This window comes from Chryseobacterium jejuense, assembly GCF_900100075.1.
Classification (GTDB): Bacteria; Bacteroidota; Bacteroidia; order Flavobacteriales; family Weeksellaceae; genus Chryseobacterium; species Chryseobacterium jejuense.
In genome coordinates this window covers 676,980-694,270 of sequence record NZ_FNEG01000002.1, presented here as the reverse complement: position 1 = coordinate 694,270, position 17,291 = coordinate 676,980, and the positions used below count along the sequence as shown (strand labels likewise).

The window sequence follows — 17,291 nt, the reverse complement described above, 5'->3', positions numbered from 1 at the left end:
GGCTTTGTACCCCAGACGGGACTTGAACCCGTACGTCCTTGCGGACACAGGATTTTAAGTCCTGCGTGTCTACCAGTTCCACCACCAGGGCATGGTGTGGAGCGAAAAACGGGATTCGAACCCGCGACCCCAACCTTGGCAAGGTTGTGCTCTACCAGCTGAGCTATTTTCGCATAGTGCGGATGAAGGGACTCGAACCCCCACGCCTCACGGCACCAGATCCTAAGTCTGGCGTGGCTACCAATTACACCACATCCGCTGGTTTTTTAATATTGTAAGTTTTAAAGAGCTTGCTTCGTTTTTGTGAGTGCAAATATAGGACAATTTCCTTTACCTCCAAACTTTTTAGAAAAAAAAATTAAAATTTCCAGATTTTTTTTCTGCGGCACCTATTATTACATTTCATTTTCTTACTTTTACAACGTTAATAATTACGATATGGAATTACAAGGAACGGTAAAGAAACTTTTTGAAACTCAAACTTTTGCAAGTGGATTTCAAAAAAGAGAATTGGTTATTTTAACCCAGGAACAGTATCCACAGCCGATAAACATAGAATTTTTATCTGATAAAATTAGTTTATTAGATAACCTTAAAGAAGGTGAAAACGTAAAAATAGGAATCAACATCAGAGGTAGAGAATGGGTTTCTCCACAAGGTGAAACTAAATACTTCAACTCTATTACTGGATGGAAAGTAGAGAAAGTTTTTGATAATGGATCAGAACCTACTCAGGCTATGCCTCAGCAATCAGCTTCTCCTGTTTCTAATGAGAATCCGTTTGCTGGAGATGATGATGATGATTTACCTTTCTAATTAAAGAATTAAAATCAAATATAAATCCTGCTTTCTTAAAAGTGGGATTTTTTTGCTAAAAAATGGTCCGACTAGACGAAAACGAGATTTCATTTCCTGATCCGGAGGTGTATGACGGACATGATGGGCTTATTGCCTATGGTGGAGATCTGTCTATAGAACGCATTTGGTTCGCTTACCAATTGGGTATTTTCCCCTGGTACAACCCAGGAGAGGAAATTCTATGGTGGAGCCCGGATCCTAGATTTGTTTTAGTTCCTGATGAAATAAAGGTTTCTAAATCAATGAGAAAGATATTAAACAGAAAGGTTTTTACTTTTTCTGAGAATAAAAACTTCAGAGAAGTCATCAAAAACTGTCAGCAAACCGAACGTAAAGGACAATCCGGCACATGGCTTTCAGATGAACTGATGAATTCTTTCATCAAACTTCATGAATATGGCCTGGCAAGAAGTATTGAAGTATGGCAGGATGGAGAGCTTGTAGGAGGTTTTTACGGTTTACAGATCGGAAATGTATTCTGTGGTGAGAGTATGTTTACGAAAGTGAGCAATGCCTCAAAAGCAGGATTCATTCACTTTGTAGAAAGCAACAAAGAACAGATTGAATTAATTGACTGTCAATCTCATACCGAACACCTAGAGAGTCTGGGGGCAAAAATGATTCCTAAAAAAGAATTTTTAAAAATCCTACACGAAAACAATGAACGCAGATAAAGAAAAATGGCTCCTTCTGGCTACCCTGAGCATTATTTGGGGATCTTCTTTTATTTTGATCAAAAAATCACTGGATCATTTCAGTCCGTATCAGGTAGGATCACTAAGAGTCCTTATCGCTGGTATTATTTTACTTCCTATTGCTATTTCCAATTATAAACTTTTTCCGAAAAAACATTTAAAGTGGCTTATATTGGCTGCGTTTACCGGAAATTTTATCCCCATGTTCCTTTTCCCGATTGCAGAAAAGGAGGTCACCAGCAGTATTGCAGGGATCATTAACTCCATGATGCCTATTTTTGTCATCATTGTGGGAGCTTTGGTATGGAAGTTTGAAACCACGAAGAAACAAATCATAGGAGTTCTGATAAGCTTTACGGGAGTTTGCATCCTGGCTTTTGGTGGTGGTGACAGCGGTGAACTTAAAATGATACCGATTCTACTCCTATTGCTTGCTACTTTATGCTATGCAATAAGTACAACCACTGTGAAATCAAAACTGATGGATGTTTCATCCGTTGTTTTGTCTTCTTTTATATTTTCTTTTGTCTTAATCTTTCCTTCCATTATTGCTCTTACCAGTACAGGATTCTTTTCCGAATTCAGTTTTACAAAAGGTAATATGCTTGGATTGATGTTTGTAAGTCTACTTTCCATTTTCGGAACCGGGCTTGCCATGACAATGAATTATCGACTTTTAAAAGTTTCCACTCCGCTTTTTGCTTCAACGGTAACTCTTATAATGCCTATTGTGGCAATTATTTGGGGGATCATTGATAATGAAAAGCTTACTATTTTCCAATTTATAGGCGCAGGAGTAATTATTGCCGGGCTGATCTTTTTAAGAAGCAATCCGAAAAAATAGTTTAAGGCTGGGAGCTGGAAGAAAGGAGGCTTGAAGACACTATTAATCAAACAATTAAAATATCACCGACTCATAATTCCAATATTATTTTAACGCAGAGTTCACAAAGGATTTGAATAAAAAAAATTGAAAAATTATGTTCGAAAAGGCGTTTCACTCAGCGATGATCGTATTCTTAGCTGAACGAAGTGCCTTTGCGAACAAAAATATCCATACAATTTTGTAAATCTCCGCGTATTCTTAGCGTTAAAAATAAAGAAAAAAAAGCCTGCATTTCTGCAGGCTTTTTTGTTATTTGGAGAACGTTTAGTTCTTTTTCTTCACTTTGCTCACCTTCACCTTTTTTACTTCTTCTTTGATAAACGGATATTTCTTTTGCATATCCTTTACCAGAGACGGATCCAGTTCTAAAGCTTTCTGAAGTGATTCCATTCCTTTATCCTGATCTTTCAGATTGAAAAAACAGTTGCTTAACTGATAATACAACTCAGCTCTATCATGATGCTTTATCGCTCCATTTAAAACAGTTACAGCATCTTCATACTCTCCTACAAGCATCAGAACTTCTGAGTAGGCATACCAATTATAAAATCTTGATGGCTCAGCATCTACCAGCTTTTTAAGACAGGAAAGACTTTCTTCAAATTTCCCGGAATCAATGAACAGGAATGCTAATCTTTTTTGATAGTCAAGATTATTTTCATTCAGCTGTGTTGCTTCTTTGGCAAAATGAAGAGCTTCAGACATTCCGCCCATTTCTTCGTATAAATAAGACTGTTCCATCATCGCCAGATAAAACTGAGGATCTTCTCTCAATGATTTCTGGAATGAATTTAAAGCTAAAATAGGCTGCTTTAATGCTTTATTACACAATCCGATTTTATAGAAAGTAAATGCTTTGGTATATTCCAGTTCAAGCATTTCCTCATAAGTTTCTATAGCTTTCTGATACTGCCCTAAAGCTTCATAACACGCTGCTTTATTAGCATATACCCCTACAGAATTTGAATTGATAGCCAATAGGTAATCATATCCTTTTATGGCTTCATCAAAGTTCTTTCTGTTGAAGTAGAATTGTCCATATTCAAACCAAGCAGTTTCGGAATAAGGGAATTCATCTAAATATTCATTAAGAAAGGCAATCGCCTCCTCACTCTTATTCAAGTCACTGAAACACACCATTGCGTTTTCCAACGAATATTCGTCCGAAGGATCTTCTTTAAGTGCTTTTCTGTAATGTTTAAGAGCGTTAAAGGGATCTCCCAGATTGATATATTCATCCGCAATAAAGTTGTGAAGGAAATTTTCTTCTTCCTCCAGTGTAAGGGCTTTTTTGCAGATTTCAATGGATTTTCTAGGGTTACCCAGGTTCGAATAATACTTAGCATAGCAAACTAAAAAGTCTGTATGTTCCATAGAGGAACCTTTCAGCTCGTCAATAAGATCTTTCGCCGTATTATATTCTTCCCACTCCAGAAGAATTTCAAGTCTTTTGATCTTGATATCTAATGAATTGGGGTGAAGCTTCAGTCCATAATTAACAGCCATATCAGCGTAATTAAAATCACCAAGCTCCAAATAATAAACAATGATATCTTCCAACTCTTCGGTATCGAAGTAGAATTCGTCATTGTTTTCCATCATTTCTTCGAACTTTTTTACAAGTTCATTTCCAAAATACTCTTCCAATAGTGTCCTCTTCGTCAGCCCAATGCCTGAATTTACTTACAGACTTCGGCAAACTTTATTAATTAATAATATATCTGAAACTGATATTCAAATATTTATGCAAAGTTGCAACTTTTTTTTGAATTTTCCATTTCATAAATTTCTATTATAAAAATAGTAAAAAAAGAAAACCGATAAAAGGATTGTGGATAAAAAAACGGAAATTGGGGTTAAATTTTTATTACGAGCCTTTTTCCGCTTTGTATCTCAGTATTCCATACGGCTTCGATATTTTTTATATCAACATTTTCGGTTTCTATTTTAATTTTTCCTTCCACTGCCGCCTGGAACATTTCCGGAATAATTTCGGAAAATAAAAGTGCTGATTCTTCTTTCGTCCAACTTCCTAATCCTGACCCTGAAATCTGAATATCTGTTGCTCTAAGAATTTGTGAGGATAATTGGATGGTATCTCCACTCATTCCCCCTATTGTAATCAGTTTTGTTTTATGGGAAAATGTTCCGTCACCTTTAAATGCTGATAAAATCATTTCTACAGAGTGCCCCCAAATATAATCGATAACAATATCAATAGGGCTTTCACTGTGAATTTCCTTTATTTTCTTTTTAAAATCTTCATCATTTAATTGTAGAGAAACCACCTCATCGGCTCCAAGTTCACGAAGGGCTTGTAAGGATTCTTCATTTCTTCCGGTAACAATAATTTTTGAAGCTCCATACACTTTAGCAATCTGAACGGCTATTCTTCCCGTAATTCCAGTGGCTCCATTTACAAGAACAACATTTCCAGACTGTATACCCGCTTTGAACTTCAATGCCATTGCAGATCCCATTACAGCATTGGGAAGAGCAGCTGCTATAGAAAAATCAAGTTCTTCAGGAATGGATACCATCATTTGAGCATTTGCCACTGCTTTTTCTGCAACGGTTCCTTTTTTACTGAAGAAGTAAACTTTTGACCCATCCTCAAGATAGCCTACTCCATCTGAACCTACAATTGTTGGCTGATGGACTTCATTTTCAGTGGAATAATGCTTTCCGCTGGCTCTTGCTTTATCCAGATTTTTAATAGAAGCCGCTTTTACAGTGACCAACACTTCATTATCATTTACTATTTCCGGTTCTGGAAAATCTGCATATTGAGGAGCGCTTCCTTTTTCAAATACTACTACTGCTTTCATTGTTTTAAATTTTATACAAAATTATGAGGCGGAGAGCTGAGCAGACGATAACATTTGTTATCAGTTTGTGAGAGGCGGGAAGCTGAGAGTAGGAGGTTGGAAGTTATCGAAGTCGATAATTACTAATGATAGAGGATAAAACGCTAGGTTCGCAAGTTTTTGAATGGTTCTGCTTTATTTTTTGTCCGCTAAGGCACTTCGTTCAGCAAAGAATACGATCATCGCTGAGTGAAACGCCTTTGCGAACGGTTTTCATAGCCATTAATTTGAAAATTCTTTGCATCTGTTGCGTTAAAAAATATTTCCAAAAAAAAGAAAACGCCAGAAACTTCCTTCTTCCAGCCTCCATCTTCCTGCTTAAGAAATCTTTTCTTTCAATATTTTACTTTTTATCCTGCTGAGATGCACTGTTGTAATCCCTAAATACGAAGCGATATAATGCTGGGGAACTCTTTTGATAATTTCAGGTTTTTGTTGTGAAAGCTGGATGTAACGCTGTTGGGGAGTGTCTTTTATGAATGAGAAGAAATGTTTCATATAATCGAAGATTCTCTCAAAAAGGGCATCCATAAAAAAGGTTCTGAGCTCAGGGCTCTGGTATACTTCTTCCAAAAATGCTTCTACATCAGGCTTTTTAATTTTATATAAAATACAGGGTTCTACTGTTTCAAAAGAGACCATACTGGGAAGGCCTTTTTTAAAGCTTTCGAGGGAAGAAAACATAGTATTTTCCAGAAAAAACTGGAATGTCACATCCTTACCATCATTATTATACCATGCTCTTACAATTCCTTTTTCCAGATAGAAGGCGTTATTTGAAACCTCTCCTTCGTTCAAGAGTAATGTTTTAGCAGGAACTTCCAGTCGTTCAAAGCTGCCTATGAATTTTCTCCATTTCTCTTTGGGAAAAGGAAATCTGTTTTTGATGTGTTCAAACATGGATATAAAAAAAGAACGGCGCTAGTCCGTTCTTATGATTTATTTAAATTAAACTTTTAATCTTAGCAATGATATCATCTCCTAATTTATCTGCTTCTTCCTGGGATTTAGCTTCTGTATAAATTCTGATGATTGGCTCAGTATTAGATTTTCTAAGGTGAACCCAGTTGTTTTCAAAGTCTATTTTAACACCATCAACGGTAGAAACTTCTTCATTTTCGTATTCTTTCTCCATTTTGCTTAGGATAGCATCTACATCAATTTCCGGAGTGAGTTCTATTTTCTTTTTCCCCATGAAATAGCTTGGATATCCTGCTCTTAGTTCAGAAACAGTTTTATTTTCCTTTGCCAGATGAGTTAAGAATAATGCTACTCCTACTAAAGAATCTCTTCCGTAGTGAAGATCAGGATAGATAATTCCTCCGTTTCCTTCCCCACCAATTACAGCGTTTTTCTCTTTCATTAAAGTGACTACATTCACTTCTCCTACAGCACTTGCAAAGTATTCTGAGTTGTGAGATTGAGCAACGTCTCTCAATGCACGGCTTGAGGAAAGGTTAGAGATGGCCACTCCATTTTTATTTTTCAACAGATAATCTGCAACGGCTACCAATGTATATTCTTCGCCGAACATTTCTCCTTTTTCATCAATTAGGGCTAATCTGTCTACATCCGGGTCCACTACAACTCCTAAATCTGCATTTTCTTTTTTAACCAGTTCACAGATATCGCCCAAATGTTCTTTTAAAGGTTCAGGATTGTGTGGGAAATCGCCTGTTGGCTCACAGTATAATTTAACGGTTTCACAACCTAATTTATCTAATAACATTGGAATAGCGATTCCTCCTGTAGAATTTACAGCATCCAGTACTACTTTAAAGTTTTTAGCTTTAATAGCTTCAGCATCTACCATTGGTAAATCAAGAATCTGCTGAATATGGATGTCAAATGCATCTTCTCTGGTTTCATATTTCCCAAGATTGTCTACTTCTGCATAATTGAAATCTTCACTTTCTGCTAAAGCAAGAACTTCTGCTCCATTTTCACCCGTGATGAATTCTCCTTTTTCGTTTAAAAGCTTTAGGGCATTCCATTGTTTTGGGTTGTGGGAGGCAGTAAGGATAATTCCTCCGTCTGCGTTCAATTCAGGAACCATTATTTCAACGGTAGGCGTTGTAGAAAGTCCTAAATCAACCACATTGATTCCTAATCCCTGTAATGTTGCTGTAACCAGTGAAGAAACCATCTGGCCTGAGATTCTAGCATCTCTTCCAATGATAAGGGTTAAGTCTTTTTTATTTTTATTATTCTGAAGCCATGTTCCGAATGCGGAAGCGAATTTTACCACGTCAAGAGGTGTTAAGTTATCATTTACTTTTCCTCCTATGGTTCCGCGAATTCCCGAAATAGATTTTATTAACGACATTCTGTTTTATTTCTAATTGATTAGTGTAATAATTTATGCGAAACAAAGATACTTAAAAAGACAGTCACCTTATAAAACAGGGATCTTTTTTTGAATTTTATCATACGTATTCTCTACCACTCTGGGCGGAGCAAAACGATAACCAATGTATAATAAACCATACACACTGTTATTCTGTACTACCTGACTTCTTGTCTGATTATAGGCATATGCACTGAAGTTCATTTTTCCGCCAAACAGAAATCTGTCTGTATTGTATCCTACGTGTAGACCGCCTTCCATTCTTAAGGTAAGATATTGGGCATTTGTTCTTATGCCATCACCCTGTACATTTTGATACGTTGAAAATTTTCCACCCAACCCAAGTGCGAGAAAAGGTGCAATATTTACGTTTTTTCCAAGTACCCAATTGTAGAAATACCCCATATTGGCTCCAATTTTATATTGGGTTTCCTTCAGACTCTGTTCTTGAACTTTATTTCTGAAAATGGTAAGATCATAGTCGAGAAACGGAATCCAGCTGCCACTACTCTTCTTTTGCCATTCACCCTGGGTGTAGATGCTTCTTGCGGAAAAATTTTTATTAAGAATATAAGATGTGGAACCGCCAAAGCTTTGCACCCTTAAGTCAGGAAACTGAGTATAAGGATCGCCTTCCTTCCAAGCTGGAAAGACTTCTTTCATATTTTCAATGTAGAAGCCTTTTACATTTTTATAATAAAGATTTTGAATAAATCTTTTGGGGAAAAATCTAATGCTGAAGTCTGTATAAGAACTGTTTCCTTTCAGATAATTGTCATTATTTCCTTCAAAGAATTTGGGGGCAAAGGATAAAGTCGCACTTATAATCCTATAATCGATGGATAGGGAAACTTTTGTTTTATTGTTGATAGAGAATATCTGCTGTTTTGCATTTTCTTTCTCTCCTTCTGTAAAGATATAACTCTCAATATTGGTATCCAGATTGGCACGGACCATTACCTGATCTGCATAAGATTTGATATTTGTTGTATCTGTTTGTGCGCTGACCCGAATAGCCAACAAAGAAAACAATACAACAACTCCTACTCTTATAAGATTCAATCTGAATATTTTAAATTAAAAAAATGAAATTACTACATTTTTTTTAATTATCCATTGAAATCTCTCTTAAGAACAGCCACAATCTTTATCGCATCCCGTTCTTTTGGAATTGAACTTACTAGGCGCAAAATTCTTTTTAAGTACCTTGAATAAAGAGTAACAAGCAAATGCTACTATTAATGCAATCAGTACATATTGAAAAATTAATGAAGAATCCATTACTTTAAAATTTGATATACTATCATCGACACAAAATATGCCAAACCTGTCATCATAGCTACCTGAAAGCCTGTCCATTTCCAGCTTTTGGTTTCTCTATAGACTACTGCCAGTGTGGAAACACACTGCATTGCAAATGCGTAAAACAGAAGAACAGAAATTCCTGTTGCAAAGCTGAAGACTTTCTCTCCGTTTGGCTTTACATCTCTTCTCATTTTATCAATCACTTTTACTTCCGGAGCATCATCTTCAAGGCTGTAAAGCGTTGACATGGTACCTACGAATACTTCTCTGGCTACAAAGCTGGTTAGGATTCCTACTCCCATTTTCCAGTCGTATCCCAGTGGTTCTATTATTGGTTCTATTCCTTTACCCATTTTAGCCAAATAAGAGTGGTCAAGATGAACATCTGATGCAACAAACTCATCTGCTTTTTGTTTAGGTCCGAAATAGCTTAAAACCCAGATTATAATACTTACAATGAAGATTATTTTCCCTGCACCCGTTATGAAATCCCACACTTTACCCAAAACCATTTTAAAGTCGTAACCGAAAAGTGGTTTTTTATAGGCAGGAAGATCCATTACCAAATAGGTTTTACCTTTATCTTTAATAAATCCTTTAAGAATTGCTGCGGAGAATAATGCTACTAAGAATCCTAGCAGATACATGCCCATCAGCACCAAAGCTTTATATTTTATTCCTAAAAATGATCCTTCTGAAATGATTAATCCGATAATGATACTGTATACCGGAAGCCTTGCAGAACATGTCATAAACGGCGTTACCAATATCGTTAGCAATCTTTCTTTAACGTTCTCTATATTTCTTGTGGAAATAACGGCCGGAATTGCACAGGCAGTTCCTGAAACGAGGGGAACAATACTTTTCCCATTCAATCCAAAAGGGCGAAGAAGCCTGTCCATCAGGAAAACAACTCTTGCCATATATCCGGAATCTTCCAATAAATAAAGGAAATACAGTAGAATACCAATCTGTGGTGCAAAAACTACAATTCCTCCGATTCCGGGAACAATTCCGTTAGAAATGAGTGAATTGATAGGACCTTCTGGGAGATGCTCGCTAGTAAAAGCTGCCAGCCATGAGAACGATTCTTCAATCCAGTTCATTGGATATTCTGCCAGGAAGAAAACGCTTTGGAAGATGACCAATAAGATTAATAAAAAAACGATATATCCCCAGAATTTATGAACTAAAACTTTATCAAGCTTTTCTGTTAACAATTCTTTGAACTGAGGTTTTTTGGAGATGACATCCTCCAATATTTTATCTACATTTTGGTATCTTCTAACAGTTTCCTTAACCTGTAATCTTTTAGGAACCAAACTTTTAGCATCAGACTCATTAATCTGATCCATTACAGATTCTATTTTACCAAGATCTGTTCCCAAAGAAAGGCTCATCCAAGCCTTATATTCATTATCAAAACCTTTGTGAGACGCTAGTTTCTGAATAAAATCTCTATGCTCGTTAGGAATTTCGAAGGATGCTTTCTCCGTCTTTACAAATTCGTTGTTAAAGACTGCATCTCTCACTTCATTGATTCCAATCTGCTCCTTGGCATTGGTTTGAATGATCTTAATCCCTAATGCCTCTGAAAATTTTTGAATATCTATCGTAATGCCTCTTCTTTCCGCCTGGTCAATCTGATTAACAATCAGAATCATCGGAATCCCAAGATCCTGAATCTGCTGGAATAGAAGAAGACCTCTTTTTAAACTTAATGCTTCAAGAATATAAACAACTCCTGCGTAGTTTTTCTGCTCATCAAGAAGGTATTTTGAGAAAATAGCTTCATCTTCTGAGCTTGGATAAACGCTGTAAGAACCCGGAAGGTCAATCACTTCAACGTCCTCATTTTTATGGGTATAGTTTCCTGAATGACTTGCAACGGTAACTCCAGCATAATTTCCGGTTTTCTGCTTTTTGTTACAAAGCGCATTAAAAACCGTTGACTTTCCTACATTAGGGTTTCCGACTAAAAGTATCTGTTTTTTCTTGTTTGCCTGCATTAATTCAATTCTTCAACAATAATATAATCTCCTTCTTCCTCACGAAGAGCAATCCGGCTTTTCTCTGCTCCAAATTCCACATACATCGGTCCATTAAACGGAGCCTGGTATAAAATCCTGAAAACGGTCTCCGGAAGAAGCCCCATTTCAATGATTTTATTAGGCATTTTCAGATGGTCATTATCATACCCCAATATCTTTCCCATTTTGTTTTTAGGAAATCCACTTAATTTATGTAATTGTTTCTCTTTCAAAGCCCTGATTTTTTGTACTGCAAATATACGCTATTTAAATTTAATCTAAATAACGTTTCGGTCATAAAAAAAATCAACCCAAATACATTGCTGCACCTGGGTTGATTCGGAATATAATTTAGTTGATATGAATGCTTATTTTTTCTTTTTGTCTGAAGAAGGTTCTCCTTTTTCAATCGGATTATCATTGGCATTAAAATAATCCTTAGTCATTTTTTCCTGTCTTTTCAGTGCGTCTCCTATGGTTACATCAGATCCCGGCATTTTCATACTCATCATTTCCGGAGTTACTCTTTGACGAATTTCCGCCATTGGATCTTGTTTAAAACTTGTGTAGGCCTTATCAAATTTTTCTTTTGTAGTAGGTGTTACTGTATTGGAAATACCATATTTTGCATTGATCTTATCCGAATAGGATAATTCTTCATAGTTTGCTATTTTTTTATTTCCACTCAGCATCCATGAATAGTTTTTCTCTGCATCTTCAATCTTAACAATTAAGCCTGGAAGACCATAGAATTTATAAGGACCATCCTGGAAAGGAATATCTGAACTGAACCATGCCGTCCATGTTCTACCACCATATTCTGTAGTGGCTTTCTGAGTATTGTATTCTCCTATTTTTTGTTTTTCCGGCTGAATATTCCATGTGAATTTAACAGGATCATCATATCCGAATAAATTCATGCTTACTCTATCAATGTACTGCTCCTTCATTTCCGGATACGTTTTTACAATCTTGTAAGCAAACTTAGGCATTCTGATAAGCTTTGAAATATCTTTCCAGGTCTTTGCTTTTTCCATTTCCTCTACAGCAAGTTTGATAATGGAATCCTGTGAAGGAATGGTATAATCCTGATAAATAGATTTTTTGGGAGTAATATCCAAAATCGTAATCAGTTTGTCCAGCTTGGCAGAATCTTTTTTAGGCTTAAATGTAAGCTCATAAAAGAATCGGTTAGCCGTTTCTTTCGTTTCCTGAGCATTAACAAAGGCAAAAAGTGTGATAAGAAATACTGAAAATAGCTTTTTCATTTCTCAAGTTTTATTAATTAGTACTCCCTTTTGAAAATTTGTTACAGTTTTTCTTCATTTTTTTTTAAGATAGAAGCACGAAGATGAAGTCAGGAAGGTAATATTGACAGGACAATAACTATTTGTATGAAAAAATTATGATTCTCTTAAAACATTTTCAGCAGTAAAAGGTTTAACTTTAATCATCTCAAAAACAAAATATTATGGATACTTTATCACAATTTAAAAATGAGCTGGAAGCTGAATACCAGACGACCAGAAAATTCTTTGAAACTTATCCTGACGAAAAAAACGACTATGCTCCCCATGAAAAAAGCATGAAAATGTTACCTCTTGCCACTCATATTGCTGAAATTTTTGAATGGCCGAACACTATGCTCACCACTTCAGAACTTGATTTTGGCAGTGGAGATTATCAACCTAAGCAGCTTTCTACAAGAGAAGATCTTCTTCAAACTCTTGATCAGAATTTCAAATCAGGGAAGGCAGCTCTTGAAAATGCTAATGAGAACGATCTTACTGCAAGCTGGGCATTGAAAAATAATGGGGAAGAGCTTGCAAAATGGTCTAAATATGAATCCATTCGTCATGCTTTAAACCAAATTACGCATCACAGAGCTCAATTGGGAGTTTATTACAGAATCAATGATATTCCTTTACCGGGAAGTTATGGCCCTTCTGCCGATCATCAGGCTTTTTAATTAATCGCTATATATCTCAACAAAAAACCAATCCTTTCGGATTGGTTTTTATTTTATTTAAAATTGAACTTTACAGTAAGCATCACTTGGCTAGGGCGGAGCTGAATTTTTGAATAAGTGGTACTGTTGGTTCTGTCGTTAATGCTATAAGTTTCAAAAACTTTTCGGTTTCCAACATTCATCCATTTAAGCTCAAAATCAATTTTCTTTTTCGCCCATGAGAACTGATAGGAAAGGTCAAAAAAGGCATTGTTATAGTTTCTGGTTCCATCACTTGTATTAATCTGGTCCCAATTGAATCCGATGGTATGGTTTTCTATCGGATAGAAGAAAGTTGCCAGGTTATGATTAAATCCGGTATTCGTTCCTAATCTTCCAGAAAGGCCAATATTATCCTGCTTAGTTCTGGAAAAACTCAGGGTATAATCCAGACTCATCCAGCTGAAGTAAGTATTGTTCAGTTTGAATCCATAGTTCTGAGCATTGTTTTTGCTTAAGTAAGGCGTATCTCCAAGAAATGCGTCAGACTTTGTTAAAGCATTACTGTAGCTTACAGAAGCATTCGTTTTAAACTTTGGAAAATATTTTCCTACCTCTGCACTGAACCTATTGGTCTTGGAGTGATTTTCAAGCTCTTTATACTGAATTAGGGTAAATCCGGTTACAGGATCCAATATAGGAGCTGCAACAAGATTTCTCTTGGTATCCCCTATTGAGTAATTGATATTAAAAAATAAATTATTCAATGGGTTTCTATACTCTATTCTTGAGCCTGCTGTTTTTGAGTTATTCTGAGGAATCGGATTATTAGAGTCCATCACGCTTATCCCGTTCGGAGAAGTCATCATATATCCTGAATAAGCCGAATTGATCTCTCCAAAATTATTGTTGATATTCCCAGTAACCGATGCTTTCCAAAATGAAGCAAAAGAGTACTGGACAAATAAATTGGGTTCAAAAGTAACTTTATTCGATGATTTTGATACATTTCTCAAAGGGTCATCTGCTTTGATATTGTTTGAGTTTACGGGAAAGTTCGCAAAAAGCATCCATGATTCACCCTTATAATTTACTCCTAAGCTTCCATATGGTGTCGCTGTAGAATAGGTAAGATCGTTATTGTATTTATCTCCATATCCAAAATAATCACCATTTTGAAGGTTGGTAAGACTGGAGTTAAGTGTTGTAGATTTAAAGTTAAATCCTACTTCTGGTGTAAATGTCCATCCTTTTGCAGAAAAGCCAAGGTTAGCAGAATGATTGGCTTCAAATGTTTTTAATCTGAAATTCTGTCTTACAGATTCAGCATTAGCCCCTGGTGTGAAGCCTGGTATTTCCAGGTATGATGCAGGAGCGATATCTAATGTCTGCCTATCTGTCTGATAGTTCAGATAAGATTTTACATTAACCATTTTCTCTTTCCATGGAATAATGGTACTCAATGAGTTTTGAAACGATGAAGTTGGAGACTCCAACGCTTCTGCTCCATTTCTGCTGTTTGTACTTGCTGATGTACTGATTCTGTTTGTTATTGCCCTGTCTGCATTCCAATACTGAGAAAAGCTTGTTGTATTTTTAAAGAATCCTTTTTTAGCATTTTTGGTGAAAATTAATTCTCCTTTTAATTTATCTGTATAAAAATTATTAAAAATATCCTGAGTTACTCTAGGTCCCGCCTGCCCGTTCACCAGATAATCCGTCTCACTGTGGCTTTCTCTTTCTACAGAATTATTGGTATAGTTAGCACTGGCTTTTAATTCCCACTCTTTCTTTTTATCAATATTAACCAGATAGTTAGCTGACAAATAGTGTACATTATTCATTAAATATCTTCTTACAGGAAGATTAGGAGTATTTGCATTTTCTACATTCAGCCAAGAGTTTTGTCCTGCATTAATTCTTCTTCCTTCCCATCCACTTCCGAAAGCAAGTATATTCCCTTCATTTTCCACTTGTTCTCCCACATTATTGGCTTTGTAATTAACAACCCACTGGCTTTTCTGTCCGAAAAACATAGGGGTTAGTTTTACATTCCAAAGCAACTGTTCACCCAAGCCTGCCCCCACTTCTCCACGACCGGTCATCGTTACAGAATTTTTTAGCTTAATATTGATTGCCGCCTGATCTGAAGGCACTTTATCCTGAAGAATTTTTACCGGCTGGTGGTTTTCCAGAACTTCTACTTTCTGTACAGCATCTTTTGGCAGCGAGTTATTGATTGTTCCATAGCCGCCTTCCATAAGGTCTTTACCATTCACGTAGAATTTATTGATCGCATTTCCCTGATACTTGATGGTTCCATCTGTACTAACTTCTATGCCAGGAATCTTTTTCATTACATCAGCCAGCGTTCTGTCGTTTTTACTGTTGAATGCCTTAAGATCATAGGAAATAGTGTCTCCTCTTGCGGTGATCATTTTGGTCTTCAGCTGTACTTCCTTAATTTCTGTGGCTTCAGACTGCATTTTAAAATTTAAAGTCTGATCGCTGTTACTGATTTGTTTTGTAAGGGGTTTCTGATTGAAAGCTTTTACTTTAAGATCTACATTAGATTCCGGAGAGGTAAAAGTTACCTTGTATTCTCCTTTAGAATTGGTGATTCCGTAGGCAAGAATAGCATCTTTACCGGGTTCTTCAATGGTTACACTTGCACTAGGTATAGCCACCCCATCATTATCTGTAATTTTTCCGGAAATTGTTTTCTGAGCAAAGGTGAATACCACCATAAAGAGCATCAAAAAAAAGGAAATATTTTTTTTCATATTCATTATTTGAATAATTAGTTAATCATTGTAGTTTTTCGTTACACTTTCTTTAAAGATATATTTTTGATTAAAAGGTTAAATTATATAACTATAAAAATAGTTATTATTTGCCTTTTCAGAAAGAAAAAATTATAGCAGCAGAAAAAAAGTATTCCTACTTGATGGAAAGAACCAAAAAATGTAAACAGACGACATTACAAATCACCAATTAATGAATAATTATAAATTTAACCACCTGTTATTCAGTAAATTGGATTTAAATGTTAAAAAATCAAACATTTATTCTAAATAAAAAAAATTCTAAAGACCAAAATTTTTAAAAATAAAAATTAAAAATATCTCCCCAAATATTGAATTAAAATAATATAACTTCTTCTAATTCTTTAATTTATCCACTTTTTCTAAAAAAATCCTGTGAAATAAAAATAATACCTTCGTATCAGAATGGATTTTTATTCATCTATTTTGTGTTTTTGCCCTGTGATTCTATTACAGGGTATTTTTTTTTCAAATTGCTAAAAAAATGGAAAATTGGATAAAAAATTGCAAATGTTAATATTTTTATTTAGACTAAATAATTAAAAATAAATTGGATTATATATTAAAAAAAAATTAAAAGCTGGCTGATAAATATTTATTTAATAATTTTGTAACATAAAATTTACAAAATGGGAATTAATTTAAAGCCTATAGATATTGTAGATGATATTTCTAAAGAGGAATTCTTCGAAAAATACCTAAAGCCAAGAAGGCCCGTTGTCATCAAAAATATGGCAAAAAAGTGGCCTGCTTACCAAAAATGGACGATGGAGTATATGAAGGAGGTTGTTGGAGATGTGGAGGTCCCGTTATACGACAGCTCAAAGGCAGATCCTTCTGCTCCCATCAATGCTTCTGCAGCCCAAATGAAATTCGGTGATTATATAGATCTTATACAGAGAGAGCCTACTGATCTTAGAATTTTCCTTTTCGACCCTATAAAATATGCTCCGAAACTTCTGGAAGATTATATTTCTCCTAAAGAACTCATGGGAGGTTTCCTTGATAAATATCCTAATATGTTCTTCGGTGGAAAGGGCTCCGTAACTTTCCTTCATTTTGATATAGATATGGCGCATATTTTCCACACCCATTTCAATGGAAGAAAACATGTCCTTCTTTTTGATTATAAATGGAGAGAAAGATTATACCAGATTCCTTATGCAACCTATGCTTTGGAGGATTATGATATTGAGAATCCTGATTTTACAAAATTCCCGGCATTGGATGGTGTAGAGGGTATTGAATGTTTCCTTGAACATGGTGATACACTATTTATGCCTACAGGATGGTGGCACTGGATGAAATACCTTGATGGTTCTTTCTCTATCTCTTTAAGAGCCTGGGATAAATCATGGGCAGTAAAAGCACATTCGTTATGGAATCTTACAGTACAGCGTAAATTTGATGACATTATGAAGTCGAGTTTCAAAAAGAAATACATGGACTGGAAAGAGAAAATGGCTGTTAAAAGAGCAGAAATAGCTTTAAAAAGAGGCTTACCAAGATAAATAAAAAAGACGTTTCATT

General features: G+C 35.6%; 14 protein-coding genes and 3 tRNA genes. 5 read left to right on the top strand and 12 right to left on the bottom strand.

Annotation, left to right across the window (positions count from 1 at the left end; genetic code table 11):
• Positions 1–7: 7 nt before the first annotated feature.
• The 3 genes from BLS98_RS08575 to BLS98_RS08565 form a co-directional block, all read right to left on the bottom strand.
• A tRNA-Leu gene (locus BLS98_RS08575) sits at positions 8–91 on the bottom strand.
• 6 nt (positions 92–97) lie between these two features.
• Positions 98–173 (bottom strand) — tRNA-Gly (locus BLS98_RS08570).
• 4 nt (positions 174–177) lie between these two features.
• Positions 178–259 (bottom strand) — tRNA-Leu (locus BLS98_RS08565).
• Between the two features lie 179 nt (positions 260–438).
• Between BLS98_RS08565 and BLS98_RS08560 the strand changes: the two genes are divergently transcribed.
• The 3 genes from BLS98_RS08560 (at position 439) to BLS98_RS08550 (ending at position 2,397) form a co-directional block, all read left to right on the top strand.
• The gene (locus BLS98_RS08560) at positions 439–816 is read left to right on the top strand and encodes a DUF3127 domain-containing protein (protein WP_045492249.1); all 378 of its coding nucleotides are present in this window, start codon (positions 439–441) and stop codon (positions 814–816) included.
• Between the two features lie 62 nt (positions 817–878).
• On the top strand, positions 879–1,532 hold the full coding sequence (gene aat / locus BLS98_RS08555; RefSeq protein WP_089735497.1) for a leucyl/phenylalanyl-tRNA--protein transferase: 654 nt from the start codon (positions 879–881) through the stop codon (positions 1,530–1,532).
• A complete protein-coding gene (locus BLS98_RS08550; RefSeq protein ID WP_089735495.1) occupies positions 1,519–2,397 on the top strand; it encodes a DMT family transporter in 879 nt (292 codons plus the stop codon). Before aat ends, BLS98_RS08550 begins: the two co-directional genes overlap by 14 nt.
• A 306-nt stretch (positions 2,398–2,703) precedes the next feature.
• Here BLS98_RS08550 and BLS98_RS08545 read toward each other — a convergent pair whose 3' ends face one another.
• The 8 genes from BLS98_RS08545 to BLS98_RS08510 all read right to left on the bottom strand — a co-directional run bounded on the left by BLS98_RS08545 (position 2,704) and on the right by BLS98_RS08510 (position 12,256).
• Positions 2,704–4,086 (bottom strand): tetratricopeptide repeat protein, encoded by a 1,383-nt coding sequence (locus tag BLS98_RS08545; RefSeq protein ID WP_089735493.1) that lies wholly within the window; start codon positions 4,084–4,086, stop codon positions 2,704–2,706.
• Positions 4,087–4,295: 209 nt separating this feature from the next.
• Positions 4,296–5,267 (bottom strand): quinone oxidoreductase family protein, encoded by a 972-nt coding sequence (locus tag BLS98_RS08540; RefSeq protein WP_089735491.1) that lies wholly within the window; start codon positions 5,265–5,267, stop codon positions 4,296–4,298.
• A 357-nt stretch (positions 5,268–5,624) separates the two neighbouring features.
• Positions 5,625–6,206, bottom strand: a complete 582-nt coding sequence (locus tag BLS98_RS08535; RefSeq protein WP_089735489.1) for a Crp/Fnr family transcriptional regulator — start codon at positions 6,204–6,206, stop codon at positions 5,625–5,627.
• A gap of 43 nt (positions 6,207–6,249) precedes the next feature.
• Positions 6,250–7,632, bottom strand: a complete 1,383-nt coding sequence (glmM, locus tag BLS98_RS08530; protein WP_089735487.1) for a phosphoglucosamine mutase — start codon at positions 7,630–7,632, stop codon at positions 6,250–6,252.
• Between the two features lie 69 nt (positions 7,633–7,701).
• Positions 7,702–8,715 carry a DUF4421 family protein gene (locus BLS98_RS08525; protein ID WP_089735485.1) on the bottom strand — a complete coding sequence of 338 codons (1,014 nt, stop codon included), beginning with the start codon at positions 8,713–8,715 and terminating at the stop codon, positions 7,702–7,704.
• A 218-nt stretch (positions 8,716–8,933) separates the two neighbouring features.
• Positions 8,934–10,967 carry a ferrous iron transport protein B gene (feoB, locus tag BLS98_RS08520; RefSeq protein WP_089735483.1) on the bottom strand — a complete coding sequence of 678 codons (2,034 nt, stop codon included), beginning with the start codon at positions 10,965–10,967 and terminating at the stop codon, positions 8,934–8,936.
• The gene (locus BLS98_RS08515; RefSeq protein ID WP_089735481.1) at positions 10,967–11,221 is read right to left on the bottom strand and encodes a FeoA family protein; all 255 of its coding nucleotides are present in this window, start codon (positions 11,219–11,221) and stop codon (positions 10,967–10,969) included. The genes feoB and BLS98_RS08515 overlap by 1 nt, the downstream gene beginning before the upstream one ends.
• Positions 11,222–11,356: 135 nt before the next feature.
• Positions 11,357–12,256, bottom strand: a complete 900-nt coding sequence (locus tag BLS98_RS08510) for a GLPGLI family protein (protein ID WP_089735479.1) — start codon at positions 12,254–12,256, stop codon at positions 11,357–11,359.
• Positions 12,257–12,459: 203 nt separating this feature from the next.
• Here BLS98_RS08510 and BLS98_RS08505 point away from each other — a divergent pair, with 203 nt between their 5' ends.
• The gene (locus BLS98_RS08505) at positions 12,460–12,957 is read left to right on the top strand and encodes a DinB family protein (protein ID WP_089735477.1); all 498 of its coding nucleotides are present in this window, start codon (positions 12,460–12,462) and stop codon (positions 12,955–12,957) included.
• A gap of 53 nt (positions 12,958–13,010) precedes the next feature.
• On the opposite strand, the gene BLS98_RS08500 is transcribed toward BLS98_RS08505, so the two are convergent.
• Positions 13,011–15,719: a TonB-dependent receptor gene (locus tag BLS98_RS08500; RefSeq protein ID WP_089735740.1), complete on the bottom strand. Its 2,709-nt coding sequence runs from the start codon at positions 15,717–15,719 to the stop codon at positions 13,011–13,013.
• Between the two features lie 671 nt (positions 15,720–16,390).
• On the opposite strand from BLS98_RS08500, the gene BLS98_RS08495 reads away from it, so the two are divergent.
• Complete coding sequence (locus BLS98_RS08495; RefSeq protein WP_089735475.1) at positions 16,391–17,272, top strand: cupin-like domain-containing protein; 882 nt, start codon at positions 16,391–16,393, stop codon at positions 17,270–17,272.
• Positions 17,273–17,291: the final 19 nt, after the last annotated feature.

Bases quoted from the DNA above. Each gene is read 5' to 3' on its own strand.
- BLS98_RS08535 (WP_089735489.1), bottom strand. From the start codon at position 6,206: ATGTTTGAACACATCAAAAACAGATTTCCTTTTCCCAAAGAGAAATGG.
- BLS98_RS08540 (WP_089735491.1), bottom strand. From the start codon at position 5,267: ATGAAAGCAGTAGTAGTATTTGAAAAAGGAAGCGCTCCTCAATATGCA.
- aat (WP_089735497.1), top strand. From the start codon at position 879: ATGGTCCGACTAGACGAAAACGAGATTTCATTTCCTGATCCGGAGGTG.
- BLS98_RS08505 (WP_089735477.1), top strand. From the start codon at position 12,460: ATGGATACTTTATCACAATTTAAAAATGAGCTGGAAGCTGAATACCAG.
- BLS98_RS08500 (WP_089735740.1), bottom strand. From the start codon at position 15,719: ATGAAAAAAAATATTTCCTTTTTTTTGATGCTCTTTATGGTGGTATTC.
- BLS98_RS08510 (WP_089735479.1), bottom strand. From the start codon at position 12,256: ATGAAAAAGCTATTTTCAGTATTTCTTATCACACTTTTTGCCTTTGTT.
- BLS98_RS08550 (WP_089735495.1), top strand. From the start codon at position 1,519: ATGAACGCAGATAAAGAAAAATGGCTCCTTCTGGCTACCCTGAGCATT.
- BLS98_RS08560 (WP_045492249.1), top strand. From the start codon at position 439: ATGGAATTACAAGGAACGGTAAAGAAACTTTTTGAAACTCAAACTTTT.
- feoB (WP_089735483.1), bottom strand. From the start codon at position 10,967: ATGCAGGCAAACAAGAAAAAACAGATACTTTTAGTCGGAAACCCTAAT.
- glmM (WP_089735487.1), bottom strand. From the start codon at position 7,632: ATGTCGTTAATAAAATCTATTTCGGGAATTCGCGGAACCATAGGAGGA.
- BLS98_RS08495 (WP_089735475.1), top strand. From the start codon at position 16,391: ATGGGAATTAATTTAAAGCCTATAGATATTGTAGATGATATTTCTAAA.